16 protein-coding genes are annotated in these 17,634 nt (G+C 65.8%); 14 read left to right on the top strand and 2 right to left on the bottom strand.

Going from position 1 to position 17,634, the window contains the following annotated elements:
• Positions 1 to 13: 13 nt before the first annotated feature.
• From P2869_RS28710 to P2869_RS28660, 11 genes are all read left to right on the top strand, one after another.
• A complete protein-coding gene (locus tag P2869_RS28710; RefSeq protein ID WP_277598724.1) occupies positions 14 to 1,594 on the top strand; it encodes an aldehyde dehydrogenase (NADP(+)) in 1,581 nt (526 codons plus the stop codon).
• Positions 1,595 to 1,807: 213 nt separating this feature from the next.
• Positions 1,808 to 2,749 carry an SMP-30/gluconolactonase/LRE family protein gene (locus P2869_RS28705; protein ID WP_026121463.1) on the top strand — a complete coding sequence of 314 codons (942 nt, stop codon included), beginning with the start codon at positions 1,808 to 1,810 and terminating at the stop codon, positions 2,747 to 2,749.
• 293 nt (positions 2,750 to 3,042) lie between these two features.
• Entirely contained in the window at positions 3,043 to 4,221 is a 1,179-nt protein-coding gene (locus P2869_RS28700) for an extracellular solute-binding protein (protein ID WP_199540966.1), read from the top strand.
• Between the two features lie 193 nt (positions 4,222 to 4,414).
• Positions 4,415 to 5,494, top strand: a complete 1,080-nt coding sequence (locus P2869_RS28695) for an ABC transporter ATP-binding protein (protein ID WP_277598723.1) — start codon at positions 4,415 to 4,417, stop codon at positions 5,492 to 5,494.
• Positions 5,491 to 6,378, top strand: coding sequence for a sugar ABC transporter permease (locus P2869_RS28690; protein WP_017774925.1), 888 nt, complete (start codon positions 5,491 to 5,493; stop codon positions 6,376 to 6,378). The genes P2869_RS28695 and P2869_RS28690 overlap by 4 nt, the downstream gene beginning before the upstream one ends.
• A 227-nt stretch (positions 6,379 to 6,605) precedes the next feature.
• On the top strand, positions 6,606 to 7,385 hold the full coding sequence (locus P2869_RS28685; protein ID WP_240658946.1) for an ABC transporter permease: 780 nt from the start codon (positions 6,606 to 6,608) through the stop codon (positions 7,383 to 7,385).
• Positions 7,382 to 9,124 (top strand): L-arabinonate dehydratase, encoded by a 1,743-nt coding sequence (gene araD, locus P2869_RS28680; RefSeq protein ID WP_277598722.1) that lies wholly within the window; start codon positions 7,382 to 7,384, stop codon positions 9,122 to 9,124. The genes P2869_RS28685 and araD overlap by 4 nt, the downstream gene beginning before the upstream one ends.
• 258 nt (positions 9,125 to 9,382) lie before the next feature.
• A complete protein-coding gene (locus P2869_RS28675; RefSeq protein ID WP_017774928.1) occupies positions 9,383 to 9,616 on the top strand; it encodes a hypothetical protein in 234 nt (77 codons plus the stop codon).
• Between the two features lie 146 nt (positions 9,617 to 9,762).
• A complete protein-coding gene (gene epsC, locus P2869_RS28670; protein WP_126876930.1) occupies positions 9,763 to 10,692 on the top strand; it encodes a serine O-acetyltransferase EpsC in 930 nt (309 codons plus the stop codon).
• A gap of 19 nt (positions 10,693 to 10,711) precedes the next feature.
• Positions 10,712 to 11,533: an AraC family transcriptional regulator gene (locus tag P2869_RS28665; RefSeq protein WP_277598721.1), complete on the top strand. Its 822-nt coding sequence runs from the start codon at positions 10,712 to 10,714 to the stop codon at positions 11,531 to 11,533.
• A 125-nt stretch (positions 11,534 to 11,658) separates the two neighbouring features.
• Entirely contained in the window at positions 11,659 to 12,648 is a 990-nt protein-coding gene (locus tag P2869_RS28660) for a DMT family transporter (RefSeq protein WP_277598720.1), read from the top strand.
• Positions 12,649 to 12,693: 45 nt separating this feature from the next.
• On the opposite strand, the gene folE is transcribed toward P2869_RS28660, so the two are convergent.
• The gene (folE, locus tag P2869_RS28655; protein ID WP_126876933.1) at positions 12,694 to 13,365 is read right to left on the bottom strand and encodes a GTP cyclohydrolase I FolE; all 672 of its coding nucleotides are present in this window, start codon (positions 13,363 to 13,365) and stop codon (positions 12,694 to 12,696) included.
• A gap of 115 nt (positions 13,366 to 13,480) precedes the next feature.
• The gene (locus P2869_RS28650) at positions 13,481 to 14,404 is read right to left on the bottom strand and encodes a LysR family transcriptional regulator (protein ID WP_017774933.1); all 924 of its coding nucleotides are present in this window, start codon (positions 14,402 to 14,404) and stop codon (positions 13,481 to 13,483) included.
• A 137-nt stretch (positions 14,405 to 14,541) separates the two neighbouring features.
• On the opposite strand from P2869_RS28650, the gene pobA reads away from it, so the two are divergent.
• From pobA to P2869_RS28635, 3 genes are all read left to right on the top strand, one after another.
• Entirely contained in the window at positions 14,542 to 15,732 is a 1,191-nt protein-coding gene (gene pobA / locus P2869_RS28645; protein WP_277598719.1) for a 4-hydroxybenzoate 3-monooxygenase, read from the top strand.
• A gap of 323 nt (positions 15,733 to 16,055) precedes the next feature.
• Positions 16,056 to 16,766, top strand: a complete 711-nt coding sequence (locus P2869_RS28640; RefSeq protein ID WP_017774935.1) for a 3-oxoacid CoA-transferase subunit A — start codon at positions 16,056 to 16,058, stop codon at positions 16,764 to 16,766.
• Positions 16,767 to 16,782: 16 nt separating this feature from the next.
• Complete coding sequence (locus P2869_RS28635) at positions 16,783 to 17,442, top strand: CoA transferase subunit B (protein ID WP_026121465.1); 660 nt, start codon at positions 16,783 to 16,785, stop codon at positions 17,440 to 17,442.
• Positions 17,443 to 17,634 lie beyond the last annotated feature (192 nt).

Here is a 17,634-nt window from a genome sequence, read left to right as displayed (position 1 = left end):
CAGGAGTTTGACGATGCAGATTACCGGAGAGATGCTGATCGGCGCGAGCGCCGTACGAGGAACGAAGGGCACGTTGCGTGCCTTCGACCCCGCGCGCAATGCCGAAATCGAGCCCACGTTCGGCGCGGGCAGCGTCACGGATGTGGACCGCGCGTGCGATCTGGCCGCACAGGCCTTCGACTCCTATCGCAGCGCGCCGCTCGAAACGCGGGCGCGCTTCCTGGAAGCCATCGCCGAGAACATCCTCGCGCTCGGCGATACGCTGATCGAGCGCGCTCAGGCCGAGTCCGCCTTGCCGCGCGCCCGTCTTGAAGGCGAGCGCGGACGCACCGTCGGTCAATTGAAGCTGTTCGCCTCTCTCGTGCGCGAAGGGCGCTGGCTGACGGCCACGCTGGATTCGGCGATGCCCGATCGCAAGCCGCTGCCGCGCTCCGACCTGCGCATGCAGAAGATTCCGGTGGGCCCGGTGGCGGTGTTCGGCGCCAGCAACTTCCCGCTCGCGTTTTCGGTGGCGGGCGGCGACACGGCTTCCGCGTTCGCGGCCGGCTGCCCGGTGGTCGTGAAGGCACACCCGGCGCACCTCGGCACGTCCGAACTCGTGGGCCGCGCAATCCAAAAGGCCGTAGCGGACTGCGGTCTGCACGAAGGCACGTTCTCGCTCGTGATCGGTGCCGGCAATGAAATTGGCGAAGCCCTGGTCGCGCATCCCGCGATCAAGTCGGTCGGCTTCACGGGCTCGCGCCGCGGCGGTCTGGCGCTGGCCGATATCGCGTCGAAGCGCCGCGAGCCGATTCCCGTCTTCGCGGAAATGAGCAGCATCAACCCGGTGTTCGTCATGCCCGGCGCGCTGGCCGCACGCGCAGACTCGATTGCAACCGGCTTCGTGGAATCGGTCACGCTGGGCGTGGGCCAGTTCTGCACGAATCCGGGTCTCGTCATCGTGCTCAACGGACCGCATACCCAGGGCTTCATCGACGCCGCCGCTCAGGCGCTCGCGAAGAAGGGCGCGCAGACCATGCTGACCGCGGGCATCGCCGCCGCGTATCGCGAAGGCGTGGCGCAGCGTGCCGAAACGAGCGGCGTGAAGAGCGTGGCGCAAGGCACGACGAGCGACGCGTCGTGCTCCGCGCTGCCCGCGCTGTTCACGACCACGGCGGCCCAGTTCCTCGCCACGCGGGCGCTGGAGGACGAGATCTTCGGGCCGACGTCGCTGATCGTGACGTGCGCCGACGTGAGCGAAATGACGAAGGTGGCCGAGCAGATCGAAGGCCAGCTCACGGCCACGCTGATGATCGAACCGGACGACTACGAACTCGTGCGCGGTCTGCTGCCCACGCTGGAGCGCAAGGTGGGCCGCATTCTGGCGAACGGCTATCCGACGGGTGTCGAGGTCTGTTACGCGATGGTTCACGGCGGACCGTTCCCGGCCACGAGCGACCCGCGTGCGACCTCGGTGGGTGCGACCGCGATCGATCGCTTCCTGCGTCCGGTCTGCTATCAGGACCTGCCGGCCGAGCTGCTGCCTGAAGCCGTGCAGGACGGCAATCCGCTGAAGCTCTGGCGTCTGCGCGACGGTCAGCTCGGACGCGACTGAGCGGACGGGGAGAACCGGGAGAGCGCCGTGTAGCGCGTTGCGGCGGTGACATCGGAGTTGCCGCCGCGATTCCTCGGTTCGCGTTCCTCGCGCCGCTTTGCCGACCCGCTTCTCCAGCCCGCTTTGCAGACCCGCTTCTCCGGCCTCGTTCGCGGCCGTATCGCAACGCTCCCCGCCACGGGCGTTGCATCGCGCCCAAGCTTGCCTCTCACCATGACCGACCACCCCAGCCGCCGCTACCCCGACCCCGCCATCCGCGTGCTCGATCCGCGCTTCACGGCGCTGCGGCTCGCGTCGGCGTCGGTGGAGTGTCTCTATCAGGGCGCGCGCTGGTCCGAAGGGCCGGTCTGGTTCGGCGATGGCCGCTACCTGCTGTGGAGCGACATTCCCAACAACCGCATCCTGCGTTGGGACGAGGAAACGGGCGCCGTGAGCGCCTTTCGCCAGCCGTCGAACAACGCGAACGGCAATACGCGCGACCGCGAAGGCCGGCTCGTCACGTGCGAGCACCTCACGCGCCGCGTCACACGCACGGAGTACGACGGCACCGTCACCGTGATCGCCGACCGCTATCGCGGCAAGCGCTTCAATTCACCGAACGACATCGTCGTGAAGTCCGATGGATCGATCTGGTTCACGGACCCCACCTTCGGCATCGACAGCTATTACGAGGGCGAGAAGCAGCCGTCCGAACTGCCGGCCTGCGTCTATCGCGTCGATCCGCACTCGGCGGAGGTAACGGTCGTGATCGACGATGTGGCGGGCCCGAACGGTCTCGCCTTTTCGCCCGACGAGTCGCTTCTCTATGTGGTCGAGTCGCGTTCCGAGCCGCGCAAGATTCGCGCGTTCGACGTGAGCGGCGACGGCCGCACGCTGTCGAACAATCGCGTTGTGATCGATGCCGGCCCCGGCACGCCCGATGGCTTTCGCGTGGACATCCACGGCAACCTCTGGTGCGGTTGGGGCATGGGTACCGACGAACTCGACGGCGTGCGCGTCTTCACCCCGCAGGGCGAGGCCATCGGCCATATCGCGCTGCCCGAGCGCTGTGCGAACGTCTGCTTTGGCGGGCGCCACCGCAATCGACTCTTCATGGCGGCGAGCCACGGCCTTTACGCGCTTTACGTGAATACGCAGGGCGTGAAGGGCGGTTGAGCCAAGGGGTTTCGCTGCCGTCAAGTTGCCAAACAAGTAAAGGTTTCCACTACCACGCCGCAGTGCGATCCGCTCGCGGGGATTAAACGGAAACCCTTGCTGGTAAAGGTTTTGTGCGCACTCCAGCGGTCTCGTGCAGCCCCATCCGGTTCGGATAATTTGCTTGACATCGACGCGCCGCGTTCGTTATTTTGCGGTAACCGGGGACCGGTGGCAGGGCGCCGTGCGAACCTGCCGCGCCTCATCCGCACCGTCCGCGGCGTCCATATCAAGAGAACAACCGAGGAGATGCGATGACCTTTTCTGGCAGATTGTCAGTCAGGCTGCTGGCAGCATGTGCCGTCGCGGTGGCCGCAGTGGCCGCGCAGGTTCCTGCCGCGCAGGCGGCGGACGCTGTGACGCTGAACATCGTGGACGTGGCGGGCGACCTCCAGCTCACGCAAAAGGGCTTCGAGGCGTTCAAGGCGAAGTATCCGAACCTGGTCTCGAACATCACGTATACCAACGCGCCCGCGCCGCAACTGCCGGGCAAGATCAAGGCGATGCAGGCGGCGGGCCGCTCCGACATCGACCTCGTGCTGACCGGCACCGACGCACTCGCGGCCGGCATCGAACAGAACCTCTGGCTCAAGCTCCTGCCCGACCAGGCCTCGGTGTTTCCTGGCGTGCTGGACCGCTATGCGCCTGGCCCCCGCAAGATGCAGGACCTGGCGCAGGGCTTCGGGCTCGAAGTCGCGTACATGCCGGCGGGGCCGCTCATCGAGTACAACCCGGCCAAGGTGAGCAATCCGCCGAAGACGCCCGATCAACTGCTGCAATGGTGCAAGGCGCACCCCGACCGCCTGATCTACGCGCGTCCGGCCAATTCGGGTCCGGGCCGCACCTTCCTGATGGGCCTGCCCTACGTGCTGGGCGACAAGGACCCCATGGACCCGATCCACGGCTGGGACAAGACGTGGGCCTTCCTCAAGCAGCTGAATGACTGCATTCCGTACTACCCGGGCGGTACATCGGCAGTGATGAAGGAACTGGGCGAAGGCACGCGCGACATGACCGTGACGGTGACGGGCTGGGACATCAATCCGCGTGCGCTCGGCATCGTGCCGGCCGACTATCGCGTGCAGGCCTTCGACAACATGACCTGGGTGAACGACGCCCACTACATGGTGATCCCGAAGGGCGTGCCGAAGGAAAAGCTGGACGTGCTCTTCAAGCTGATGAACTTCATGCTGGAGCCGGCGCAGCAGGCACTGACCTGGGACGACGGCTACTTCTATCCCGGTCCCGCGGTGAAGGGCGTGACGCTCGAACAGGCGCCGGCGCACAGCCAGGACGTGCTCAAGAAGTACGGCCGGCCTGAGTATCCCAAACTGATCGCCGACCATCCGCAGGCGCTGCCGCTTTCCGCGCAGGCCATGGTGGCGGCGTTCCAGAAGTGGGACCGCGAGATCGGCGCACAGAAGACCAAATAGACCGGCAAGGCGTCCAGCGTGGCGCTATTGTCGCGACATCGATACGGGTGGCCGGCGCGGGTGGTATCGCCAGCGCTGGCCGCGCCGAGCAGACCAGGGCCAAGGGCCAGTCTCAAGCACCAGTCTCAAGCACCAGTCTCAAGGATCTGGACCCAGCCGTCCCCATACCGGACGGAAAGACGAGGAACGCACGATGAATCGTCACTTTGAGGAACTGCGTCTCGAATCCGTGAGCCGCAGCTTCACCAGCACAGAAGGCCATGCGGTGGCGGCCTTGCAGGGGCTCGATCTGAATATCCGCCGCGGCGAGTTCATCGCGCTGCTCGGGCCGTCGGGCTGCGGCAAGTCCACGGCGTTGAACTGCATCGCGGGACTGCAGCCGCTTTCGGGCGGCGGCATCTGGCTCGACGACCGGCGTATCGACGTGCTGCCGCCCGAGAAGCGCGGCTTCGGCATGGTGTTCCAGAACTACGCGCTGTTTCCGCACATGTCCGTGCTCGACAACGTGGGCTTCGGTCTCAAGATGCGCGGCGTGGCGAAGGGCGAAACGCAGCGGCGCGCGCGCGAGGCGCTGCAACTCGTTCAACTCGTGGGACACGAGCGCAAGCTGCCGGGGCAGTTGTCCGGCGGCCAGCAGCAGCGCGTGGCGATTGCGCGCGCCATCGTGATCGAGCCGCCGCTCGTGCTGATGGACGAGCCGCTCTCGAATCTCGACACGAAACTGCGTATCGAGATGCGCGCGGAGATCCGGCGCATTCATAGCCAGCTGGAGCGCGCGACCCTCTACGTGACGCACGACCAGGACGAAGCGCTTTCGATGGCAGACCGCATCGTCGTCATGAAAGAGGGCGTCGTGCAGCAGGTCGCCACGCCGAAAGAGGTGTACGGGCGGCCGAAGAATCTGCACGTCGCGCGTTTCATGGGCTATCGCAATGTGGTGCCGTTCACGCTGGAAGCCGCCGAGGGCGAGCGGGTGCGGCTCGCAAACAGCAGCGTGCAACTGGTCGGCACGCCGATGGAAGCGTTCAGCGCCAAGGCCGTGAGCGTTGCGCTGAGACCCGAGGACATCGAGCGTGCCGCCCCCGGCGCCGAGAACGCCTTTGACGCCGAAGTGGAAACCGTCGAATACGGCGGCCGCGATTCGCTGATTCGCGTGCAGACCGCGTTCGGCGCACTGTGGGCACGGCTGGCCGGCGAATTTTCGGATGGCGAGCGCATCAGGCTGCGCGTGCCGGCCGCTCGCACGCTGGTCTACGACGTGGAGGCGCCATGAACGCGAACGCTGCCACGCTACCCACAACTGCCGCAGCGCCCAGTGATCCGAAGCGCTGGCTCGTCACGCCCGCGCTTGTCTTCATCGTCGCGCTGTTCATCTATCCGTTTGCGTACGGGCTCGTGCTGTCGTTCCAGCCGATGAATGGCGGCGGCATCTGGGCCAACTACGCCACGTTCTTTTCCGACACCTCACTCTGGCCGACGATTCTCGTCACGCTCAAGCTCGCCGTGCCGGCCACGCTCATCAACGTCGGTGTGTCGGTGCCGGTGGCGTTTGCGCTGCGCCGTCCGTCGCCGTATCAGAAGCTCGTTACCACGCTGCTCGTGATTCCGGTCACGCTCGGCACCGTGCTGATCGCGGACGGCATGCTCACCTACTTCGGCCCGAACGGCTGGTTCCCGCAGACGCTGCACGTGCTGCATCTCTATGCCGACGAAGTGCGGCTCACGCACAACTACTGGGGCGTGTTGATTTCGCTCGTGGTGTCGGGCTTTCCGTTCGCGTTTCTGCTCACGCTCTCCTACGTCACGGGCATCGACCCGACGCTCGCGAGCGCGGCCGCCACGCTCGGCGCCGGGCCGTGGCAGCAATTCCGCCGCATCTATTTCCCGCTGCTCGTGCCCGGACTCACGATGGCGGCGTGCCTTTCGTTCGTGCAGGCGTTCTCGGTGTTTCCGTCCGCGGTGCTGCTCGGCGCGCCTGCGGGGCCGACACGCGTGATGTCGATTGCCGCCGCCGAGGCCGCGTTCGAGAACTACGATTACTCGCTCGCTTCGGCCGTCGCCATCGTGATGGGCTTCGTGCAGTTGATCGTCGTGGCCGCGATGCTGGGTGCGCGCCGCTTTTTCTATCGCGGACCCACCACGGGAGGAAAAGGCTGATGACGACCGATCGCGAGGCGAGGCACGCGTGGCGCCGCTCCGTGCCGCGCGAGCTGGCATCGAATGCCGGCGCGGCGGCGTCGTCGCCTGCCGCCATGAACCTGTCCGCGAGCAGCGAGGACGACAGCGCATCGCGCAACCACGGCCGCCGTGGCGAGCAGCCGGCGAGGCGAGGGCCGCGCGCGAGTCTGCCCGACCTCGTATGGAAAGCGCTCGTGTGGGGCGCGATGGCGTTCTTCCTGCTCAACGTGCTGCTGCTCATTGCCACCGTGGCGATCAACTCGATCGCGACGCGCTGGTTCGGCACGCCGCTGCCGCAAGGGTTCACGCTTCACTGGTACGCGCAGGCCTGGTCCGACTTCCAGTTGGCGAGTGTGCTGTGGGTCACGGTCGAAGTGGTGGGCGCGGTCGTGCTGCTTTCCATCGTGCTCGGTGTGCCGGCGGCCTACGCGCTCGCGCGCGTGCAGTTTCGCGGCAAGCGGCTTGCCATGCTCGTGTTCCTGCTGCCGTTGATGGTGCCGCCTGTCACCTACGGCATTCCGATGGCCACCGCCATGTACAAGTTCGGTCTCGCAGGCACGCTGAGCGGCGTGATTCTTGCGAACCTCGTGCCGGCGCTGCCGTTCGTGATTCTCGTGATGACGCCGTTCATCGAACAGATCGACCCGAACCTCGAAGCCGCTGCACGCATCTTCGGCGCGAACACGTTGCGCTATTTCCGCTACGTGCTGCTGCCGCTCCTCGTGCCGGGTATGCTCGCGGCGGGTCTGCTGGTGCTGGTTCGCACCATCGGCCTCTTCGAACTCACGTTCTTCACGGCGGGGCCCGCCACGCAGACGCTCGTCGTCGCGCTCTATTACGCGGTATTCTCGACGGGCGTGCGGGCGCCGCAATCCATCGACGCCATGGCCATGATCTACATGGCGATCACGCTGATCTGGGTGATCATCGCGCTGCAGTTCGTGAGCCCGACCCAGATCGTTTCGCGTGTGAAGGAGAGAAAGTGACGAAGAGAAAGACCCCGGAAACGCTGCGCAGCCACCGTTGGTATGGCGTCAACGACCTGCGCTCGTTCGGCCATCGTTCGCGCACCTCGCAGATGGGCTACAGCCGCGAAGAATACGCAGGCAAGCCCGTTATTGCGATTCTCAATACGTGGAGCGAAATCAATCCGTGCCATACGCACTTCAAGCAGCGTGTGGAGGAAGTGAAGCGCGGCATCTGGCAGGCCGGAGGCTTTCCCATCGAGCTGCCGGTGCAGACGCTTTCCGAGCCGTTCCAGAAGCCCACCACCATGCTCTATCGCAACTTCCTCGCGATGGAGGTGGAAGAGACGCTGCGCTCGTATCCCGCCGACGGCGTCGTGCTGATGGGCGGCTGCGACAAGACGACGCCGGCGCTGCTGATGGGCGCGATATCGATGGATCTGCCCGCCATCTTCCTGCCGGCCGGCCCGATGCTGCGCGGCAACTGGAACGGCGTGACGCTGGGCTCCGGCTCGGACACCTGGAAGTACTGGGCCGAACTGCGCGCCGGACATATCACCGAAGACGACTGGCAGGGCGTGGAAGGCGGCATTGCGCGCTCGCCGGGCCACTGCATGACGATGGGCACGGCGTCTACCATGACGAGCGCGGCCGAGGCGCTCGGCTTCACGCTGCCGGGTTTCGCATCCATTCCCGCGCCCGATTCGCGGCACGCGCAAATGGCGGCGAAGACGGGCATGCGCATCGTCGAGATGGTGTGGGAAGACCTGAAGCCTTCGGACATTCTCACGGCAGGCTCCGTAGATAACGCGGTGACCACATGTCTCGCGCTGTCGGGGTCGACCAACGCGATCGTGCACATGATCGCGGTGGCGCGCCGCGCGGGCATCGAACTTACACTCGACCGCTACGACGACATTTCGCGCCGCACGCCGGTGCTCGCCAACATCCGGCCGACGGGCGAGTACCTGATGGAAGACTTCTTCTATGCGGGCGGCCTGCGCGCGATGCTGAAGGAACTGGGCGATCTGATCGACGGTACGCAGAAGACAGTAAACGGCAAGACAATCGGCGAAAACATTGCAGACGCGCAGGTCTTCAACGACGACGTGATCCGCCGCCGCAGCGCGCCGCTCCTGCCCGACAACGGCCTCGCGGTGCTGCGCGGCAACATTGCGCCGAACGGCGCCGTCATCAAACCGGGTGCGGCCGAACCGCATCTGCTCGTGCACACGGGCCGCGCCGTGGTGTTCAAGGACTACAACGACATGGCGGCGCGCATCGACGACGAATCGCTCGACGTCGACGAACACAGCGTGATCGTGCTGCAACACGCGGGTCCCGTCGGCGCGCCGGGCATGCCCGAGTGGGGCCAACTGCCTATTCCGAAGAAGCTGTTGCAAAAGGGCGTGCGCGACATGGTGCGCATCTCCGACGCACGCATGAGCGGCACGAGCTACGGCGCGTGTGTGTTGCACGTGGCGCCGGAGTCGTTCATCGGCGGACCGTTTGCGCTGGTGCGCGACGGCGACCTCATCGAACTCGACGTGCCGCAGCGCAAGCTGAACGTGCTGGTTTCCGACGAAGAACTGGCGCGCCGCAAGTCCGAGTGGGTGGCGCCGCCGCCGCGCTTCACGCGTGGCTACGGCGCGATGCATCAGATCCACGTCATGCAGGCCGACAAGGGCTGCGACTTTGATTTCCTGCAACGAGGCGGTGCAGGTGGCGCGCAGAATGCAGGCGAACCGGAGATCCACTAAGCGCGCAAGAGACATGACGTCCTGGTACTTTTCCTGATGGCTTTGCGCCCTACCACCCGTGCCTTTGTTCGCGACTTGAACAGCTCGCGGTAATTTGCTTTTTTCCTTGGATCGCCAATTTTCTTGAGAGTATGATCCTCTTTCGACAGTTGGCGCGTGCGTAGTCAACGGCCTCATCGAGCGGCCGGGTGTGGGTTTCACGGCAGTTCCCGACGCGCCTTTTGAACCAGACAAGGGCAGTCAGGGCGGGTGACACTCATGCACTTCGACGCTGCATTCACGCATCGCGGCTATCTGCTGAATTGCGCCCCGGCGCGTGCCGGCGACGGCAGCTGGCAACCCTACGTGGTCATTTCACGCTCCAGCGACGGCGAACTCGTCGCTAACCGCTTCTTTCCCACCGACCTGCGCTTCACCGACGAAGCCGCCGCCATCGCCCACGCGCGCGACTGGGCCGTGCGCTGGATCGACGCCAGCAGCATAACCATCTGAGGCGCGCGAAGGCGCGTCTTTCCGCTTGCATCGCACGTCGACACGACGCGCGCATGCCCCGCCCGTGCGGCGATTCACGACAAAACGCGGTAATCTCTGGGGACACTTCACTTTTCGCCGTGCCACGCGCGGCTGTCGTTGTCACCATGTCAAATCCGTCTTCTTCGAACTGGGGCCTGGAGCAGATCGTCGCGGAGCTGCGCGCGTCGCGCGAGGAACTGCATCGAACGCGCCACCCGCGCGGTATTCGCGAATTGCCGTCGCGCGAGGCGATGGTCGGCATCGTCAACGGGCTGCGCGCAGCGCTCTTTCCCACGCACTACGGCGCGCCCGATCTGACGGACGAAAGCGTCGACTATTACGTTGGACACACGCTGGAAAGCACGCTGCGACTGCTCGCTGAGCAGATTCGCCGCGCGCTGCGCTTTTTGCCCGAGCATGCGGAGACACCGAACGAATTGCTGCGCGTGCGTGCCTTCGACGTGGCGCGCGAGTTCGGCAAGCAGTTGCCCGGCATTCGCGCGCTGCTGGTCAGCGACATTCAGGCCGCCTATGCCGGCGACCCGGCCGCGCAGCACATCACCGAAATCCTGCTGTGCTACCCGGGCGTGCTCGCGGTCACGCATCATCGGCTCGCGCATGCGCTGCACCGGCTCGGCGTGCCGCTGCTCGCGCGCTTCATCAACGAGATTGCGCACTCGGCCACCGGCATCGACATTCACCCGGGCGCGCAGATCGGCCCCAGCTTTTTCATCGACCACGGCACGGGCGTGGTGATCGGCGAGACCGCGATCATCGGCGAACGCGTGCGGCTCTACCAGGCGGTGACGCTCGGTGCGAAGAGCTTTGCGGCGGACACCGACGGCACGCTCGTGAAGGGCAACGCGCGGCATCCGATTGTCGAGGACGACGTCGTGATCTATGCGGGTGCAACGATTCTGGGCCGCGTCACGATCGGTCGCGGCTCGGTGATCGGCGGCAACGTGTGGCTCACGCACAGCGTGCCGCCGGGCAGCAGCGTGACGCAGGGCAAGGCGCGCGAAGTGGAACGCAACGAAGCAGGGCGGCCGACGTGAACGGTCCGCATGCGTGGCCATGAAACGCGCGCCATCAGGCCGCGTGCGCATGCTGCGCAGCGCGATTGCCGGCGTCGAGGCCACCGCCGCCGCCACGTCACACACGTTCGCACGGCACTCGCACGACCACTTCGGCGTAGGCGTCATCACGCACGGCGGGCATCGCTCGGCGAGCGGGCGCGGACCGGTGGAAGCGCGCACGAACGACGTCATCACCGTGAATCCCGGCGAGGTTCATGACGGCCGCCCCTTCGACGAACGCGGTCGCACATGGCAGATGCTGTACTTCGAGCCGTCGCTCGTCTTCGATGCCGCGCGCGAGCTTGCGGGCACGAACGCATGCAACCTCGAATTGACGCGTCCCGTCGTGTACGACCCTCGATTGAAAAAGCTGTTCGAGCGACTCTTTGCGATTGCCACCGATCCTGTGGCGTACCCCGACGCACTCGTTCGCGACGAGGCATTGGCCGCGTTCTTCGAATGCGCGATCGAGTCGCACGCTACGTTGACGCCCCGACGTCTCGCGCCCGGGTCGGTCGCGCACGCCAAGGCCCGCATCGACGACGATCCCTCGGCACCACACACACTCGCAGCGCTCGCCGCGGATTCCGACATGAACCGCTTCCAGCTGCTGCGGGCATTTGCACGCGACGTCGGCATGACGCCACATGCCTATCTGGTCCAGCGCCGCGTCATGCTGGCGCGGCGTTCGATTGCGTCTGGCCTTGCACTTGCCGATGCGGCCGCCAGTGCAGGCTTCGCGGACCAAAGCCACATGACGCGCGCGTTCGTGCGCATGTTCGGCGTGACGCCGGCCGTCTACGCCGGTGCAGTGCGATAAGCAGCCACGTGGGCTGCGGTACGTTGCACGCGGTACGTCGCACCCTCACGCTGCAATTTCGTTCAAGACCCTCCACGACGCTGGACCCTAAGCTGCGCTCCATTCCCTGTCATGGAGCGCGCAGCATGAATTCGAGGCACGTGGGCTATCTGTTTTGCGGACTCGCGATGATCGGCGTGGGCAGCACCGTAGTGGTGAGCCGCGAGATTGCGGCGGGGCTCGCGCCGTTCTCGGCCACCGCGTTGCGTTTCGCGATCGCGTTTCCATTGTTCCTCGCGATCATGCGTGTGCGCGGCGTGCGCTGGCCGCGTCTGGATCTGCGCGATGCGTTGCTGGTCTTCGCGCAAGCCGGCGCGGGCAGCGTCGGTTATACGGTCCTGCTCATTAGCGGAATGAAGCTCGCATCTGCCGCCGATGCGGGCGTGATTGCGGGCACGTTGCCGGCGGTGTCGGCACTCGTGGCGGTGGTTGCGCTGGGCGAGCGGATGAGCGCGGCGCTTGCCGGTGCCGTCGCGCTCGCGACGGCGGGGGTGCTCGTGTGTACCGTGCCGCTTCCAGCGTTGAGTGCGGCCGGCACGTCGTGGATTACCGTGGGCAACGAACGCGCTCCCGAGGCGCTCGCGGGCAATGCGCTCGTGTTTGCCGCGGTGGTGTGCGAGGCCCTGTTCATCCTCATCAACCGGAAGCTGCGCGCAACGGTGACGCCGTTGCAGTTGTCCGCATTGATGAGCGGGATCGGCTTCTGTGTCGCCATCGTGCCGGCGCTGTTTGAGGCGCCCTGGCGTGCTGCCTTCGACGCGCCTGCGGTAATGGGCGTCGTCTACTACGCGCTGGTGCCCACGGTGGCGGGCTTCATGCTTTGGTACGCGGGCTCGGAGCGCGTGACCGGCGGCGAGGCCAGCGTGACAACTGCGCTCGTACCGGTGTCGTCGCTCGTGTTCGCGGCGCTGCTGCTGCACGAGACGATCAGGCCGGCGCAACTGGCCGGCATGGCCTGCGTGCTCGGCGCCATCTTGCTTGCCACGGTGGGACGTGCGCGGCAGCGCAGCACGGCGCAAGGCACTACGTCGGGCGGGACGCCGCTGCATGCGGCGCCACGCGAAGCGCGCGATTAGCGGGACCAGTGCGACCAGCGGGATCAGCGCGAGCCTCGCGCCGCCTCACGTATTGGCGATACTCGTTCCCACCGGATTACCGACGATGGAAAGGAATTCGCGACGCGTCGAGGGATCGGTGCGGAAGGTGCCCAGCATGCGCGACGTGACCATTTCCACGCCGGCCTTATGCACGCCGCGCGTCGACATGCATTGATGCGACGCTTCGAGAATCACGCCCACGCCGCGCGGCTGTAGCACCTCGTTGAGCGTATCCGCGATCTGCACCGTCATCTTTTCCTGGATCTGCAGGCGCTTCGCAAACGCGTCCACGAGCCGCGCAAGCTTCGAAATGCCCACCACGCGACGATCCGGCAGATAGGCCACATGCGCGCGCCCGATGATCGGCACCATATGGTGCTCGCAGTAGCTCTCGAAGCGGATGTCCTTGAGCACGATCATTTCGTCGTAGCCGTCCACTTCGGCAAACGTGCGGGCCAGAATCTCGCGCGGGTCGGTGGCGTAGCCCGCGAAGAATTCCTCGAAGGACCGTACGACGCGCGCCGGGGTATCCACGAGACCTTCGCGCCTGGGGTCGTCTCCGGCCCAGCGCAATAGCACGCGCACCGCGGCTTCGGCTTCTTCTCGTGTGGGCCGCGGCTCGGCGCCGTTTTTCGCCGCACCGGTGTCTTGCTGTGCGGGTTTCGCGTGACTTGCGGTCCTCGTTGCGTCGGTCATCCATCCACTCCTGTCTGCTGGTCCATCTGGCGTTGCGCCGTTGGGGTGTCGGCCATTGTTCCACGTTTTGTGTCCGTGCGTGCCTGGCGAAAGCCCCCACCTGGACGCCCGGACGTCATTTGGGCCACTCGTCCATGGCGTCGTTGAAGAGTTCGGAGACGACGCTGCGCAGCCATCCCGTGCGCACGTCGTTGTTGAATTTGCGATGCCAATGCTGCTTGAGATCGAAGCGCGGCAACGGAATGGGCGGCTCGACGAGCTTGATGGACGCGTGTTCGGCCACGTACGCGAAGCCGATGGCGTGCGGCACGGTGGCGACGAGATCCGTGCGCGCAAGAATGAAGGGCAGGCTCATGAAGTGCGGCGTTTCCAGCACGGCGCGGCGGTGCAGGCGCTTCTTTTCGAGGAAGCGTTCGAGCACTTCCTGGCTGCGGCCCTCGGCGCGCACCACGGCGTGGCCGAGCGAGAGGAATTGCTCGAGCGTGAGCTTCTCGCCCACCTGCGGATGGTTGCTGCGCATGAGGCAGATGAAGCGGTGCGTGAAGAGACGCTGCTGAAAGAAGTTGCTCGCGGTGAGATCGGGAAAGTAGCCGACGGCGAGATCCACGTCGCCCGATTCCAGTCCGCGTTCCACCTGGGCCGGCGGCAGCGAGACCGAACGCAGGCTCGCACGCGGCGCGCGCTCGGCAAAGAGTTGCAGCAGACGCGGCAGGAACACGATCTCGCCCACGTCCGAAAGCGCGAGCGAGAACGTGCGCGTGGTCGTGGCCGGGTCGAAGTCCTGAGCTTCCAGCATGCCTTTTTCGATACGCACGAGCGCGTCGCGTGCGGCCGGGATCAGGGCGAGCGCGCGCGGCGTGGGCTCCATGCCGCGCGAGGTGCGCACGAAGAGCGGGTCGCCGAAGTATTCGCGCAGGCGTCCCAGCGCGGTGCTGACGCGCGGCTGGCTTACGCCGAGGCGCTCGGCGGCGCGGCTCACATTGCGCGTGTCCTCCATGGCAACGAGGTACGGAATCAGGTTCAGGTCGAGGTCGGTCATCGGCAGGGTGAAGCGTGGCGGGCGGCGCGGCACTATCGTGTTCGCGTATACAAGCTATGCCCGGAATGCGGTTGCCGCATATTGGGGAAAGCGCCGACAATCGCTCCACCATTCGAAAAATTGTTCAGGAGACGAACATGCGCACCCAGGTTGCCATCGTCGGCGCAGGCCCGGCGGGCTTGCTGCTTTCCCATCTGCTGCGGCGCGAAGGCGTCGATTCGATCCTCGTGGAGGCGCAGTCGCGCCAGTACTGCGAGCAGCGCATTCGCGCCGGCGTGCTGGAGCAGGGCACCGTCGATACGATCAACGAAGCGGGGCTCGGCGCGCGCATGCAGCGCGAAGGGCTCGTGCATCACGGCATCGACCTGCTGTTCGGGCGCAAGTGCCATCGCATCGACATGACGGGGCTCACGGGCGGCCGCGCTATCACGATCTACGGCCAGCACGAGGTGGTGCGCGACCTGATCGACGCCGCCGACGAGCACCGCCACCAGATGTTCTTCGAAGCGAGCGGCGTATCGCTGCACGGCCTCGCAGGCGATGCGCAGCGCGACCGCCCCGAGGTGCGTTTCACGCACCAGGGCGTGGAGCAGCGCATCGAGTGCGACTACATTGCGGGCTGCGACGGCTTTCACGGCGTGTCGCGCAACGCGATTCCGGCCTCGGTGCTGCGCACCTACGAGCGCGTTTATCCGTTCGCGTGGCTCGGCATTCTGGCCGAGGCCGCGCCCAACGCCGCCGAACTGGTCTATGCCCATCACGAGCGCGGTTTCGCGTTGTACAGCATGCGTTCGCCCACCATCACGCGGCTCTATCTGCAATGCGCACCGGACGAAGATCTCGCACAGTGGTCCGACGACCGCATCTGGTCCGAACTGAAAACGCGTTTCGAAAACGACGGCGGCTGGCAGCCCGCGGAAGGCGCGATCCTGCAAAAGGGCGTGACGCCGATGCGCAGCTTCGTGGCGGAGCCGATGCAGTACGGCCGGCTGTTCCTTGCCGGCGACGCCGCGCACATCGTGCCGCCCACGGGCGCGAAGGGCATGAACCTCGCCGTGGCCGACGTGCGCGTGCTCTCGAAGGCGCTGGCCGCGCGCTATCGCGACGGACGCACGGACCTGCTCGACGCCTATTCGTCCACGTGTCTCGAACGTGTCTGGCGCGCCGAGCACTTCTCGTGGTTCATGACGAACATGCTGCACCCGTCGGCCGACGACACGCCGTTCGTCAATCGCCTGAAGATGTCGGAACTGAACTACGTGACGAAGTCCGAGGCGGCGGCGCGCTCGCTCGCGGAAAACTACGTGGGCCTGCCGTTCGCTGCGTAAGCGGATTGCTGCCCGTATCAGACGCGTATCAAGTATCAAGACAGAGGAGGCCGTCCCGCGAGGACGGCCTTTTTGCTCATGGAAGCCCCTGCCTTGACAAGGCGCGTCAGCGCCTCCGATAATGCGCCGAGATGTTCGTTAATCGAATCGTAGTTCTTTATGCGAACAACGACGCGAGTCGAACACTTCCAGCGCACGCTGCCGCTTCTTGTGAATCAGCAGCGTGATTCGCGGTTGGAGCGGTGCCCGTGTAGTGAATGAGCGGCGCCGCGCAGCAACGTCGGGCGCCGCCCGGAATGGCATGGAATGGCCGAGGACCTGGCATGATCAACAAGATTTTCGAGTCGCTTCAGTCGGCCGTGGCCGACATTCACGACGGCGCCACCGTGATGATCGGCGGCTTCGGTACGGCGGGCATGCCGTCGGAACTGATCGACGCGCTCATCGAGCAGGGCGCGCGCGAACTCACCATCGTGAACAACAACGCCGGCAACGGCGACACCGGTCTCGCGGCTTTGCTGAAGGCCAAGCGCGTGCGCAAGATCATCTGCTCGTTCCCGCGGCAAACGGATTCGTGGGTGTTCGACGGCCTCTATCGCGCCGGCGAAATCGAACTGGAACTGGTGCCGCAGGGCAATCTCGCGGAACGCATTCGCGCGGCGGGCGCGGGCATCGGCGGTTTCTTCACGCCCACGGGCTACGGCACGAAGCTGGCCGAAGGCAAGGAAACGCGCCTGATCGACGGCAAGCACTACGTATTCGAATCGCCGCTGCATGCGGACTTCGCGCTCATCAAGGCGTATAAGGGCGACCGCTGGGGCAACCTGGTCTACCGCAAGACGGCGCGCAACTTCGGGCCCATCATGGCGAGCGCCGCGAAGGTCGCCATCGCGCAGGTTTCAGAAGTCGTGCCGCTGGGCGGGCTCGATCCCGAAGTGATCGTCACGCCCGGCATCTTCGTGCAACGCGTGATCGAGGTGCCGCAGGCGGCGCACGCCGCGCAACGGTCGCCACGGTCGCAACAGGCAGCCTGAAGGACGGAGACACTTCATGAAACGACTTACCCGCGATGAAATGGCGAAGCGCGTCGCGCGCGATATTCCCGAAGGCGCCTACGTGAACCTCGGCATCGGTGTGCCCACGCTGGTCGCGAACCATCTGGATGCCGACAAGGAAATCTTCCTGCACAGCGAGAACGGTCTGCTCGGCATGGGCCCCGCGCCCGCGCCGGGCGAAGAGGACGACGAACTCATCAACGCCGGCAAGCAGCACGTCACGCTGCTCACGGGCGGCGCGTTCTTCCACCATGCCGATTCGTTCGCGATGATGCGCGGCGGCCATCTCGACTACTGCGTGCTCGGCGCGTTCCAGGTATCGGCGACGGGCGACCTCGCGAACTGGCACACCGGCGCACCGGATGCGATTCCAGCCGTGGGCGGCGCGATGGACCTCGCCATCGGCGCAAAGCAGGTCTTTGTGATGATGGAGCACCTCACCAAGCAAGGCGAAAGCAAGATCGTTCAGACGTGTTCGTATCCGGTCACGGGTGTGGGCTGCGTGGACCGCATCTATACCGATCTCGCCGTGCTCGATGTGACGCCCGAAGGCCTGGCGGTGCGCGAGATCTTCCCGGATATCGGCTTCGACGAATTGCAGCGTCTGACGGGCGTGCCGCTCATCGACGCCACGCAGGGCCGCCGCGCGGCCTGAACGCGCGGCGCGTCACTGCCCGCGGCGGCGCGCACGAGCAAGTGGTCAGCGCGGTCAGCGCACGGCAGTTGGGCGACAATGAGCGTCACGCTGCCGTCTGCGTGGCGGTCTTGGCGATCTAACCGACGCTTCGCCTGCCGACGCATCCGCACGGCGCCGCCACGCTCCATCCGACTGCCAACGGGATTTCCG

Origin of the sequence: Paraburkholderia sp. SUR17 (assembly GCF_029536165.1) — a bacterium.
In the GTDB taxonomy this organism is placed as follows: Bacteria; Pseudomonadota; Gammaproteobacteria; order Burkholderiales; family Burkholderiaceae; genus Paraburkholderia; species Paraburkholderia kururiensis.
The sequence above is the reverse complement of the archived record's forward strand: the minus strand, read 5'-3'. Positions and strand labels throughout refer to the sequence as shown.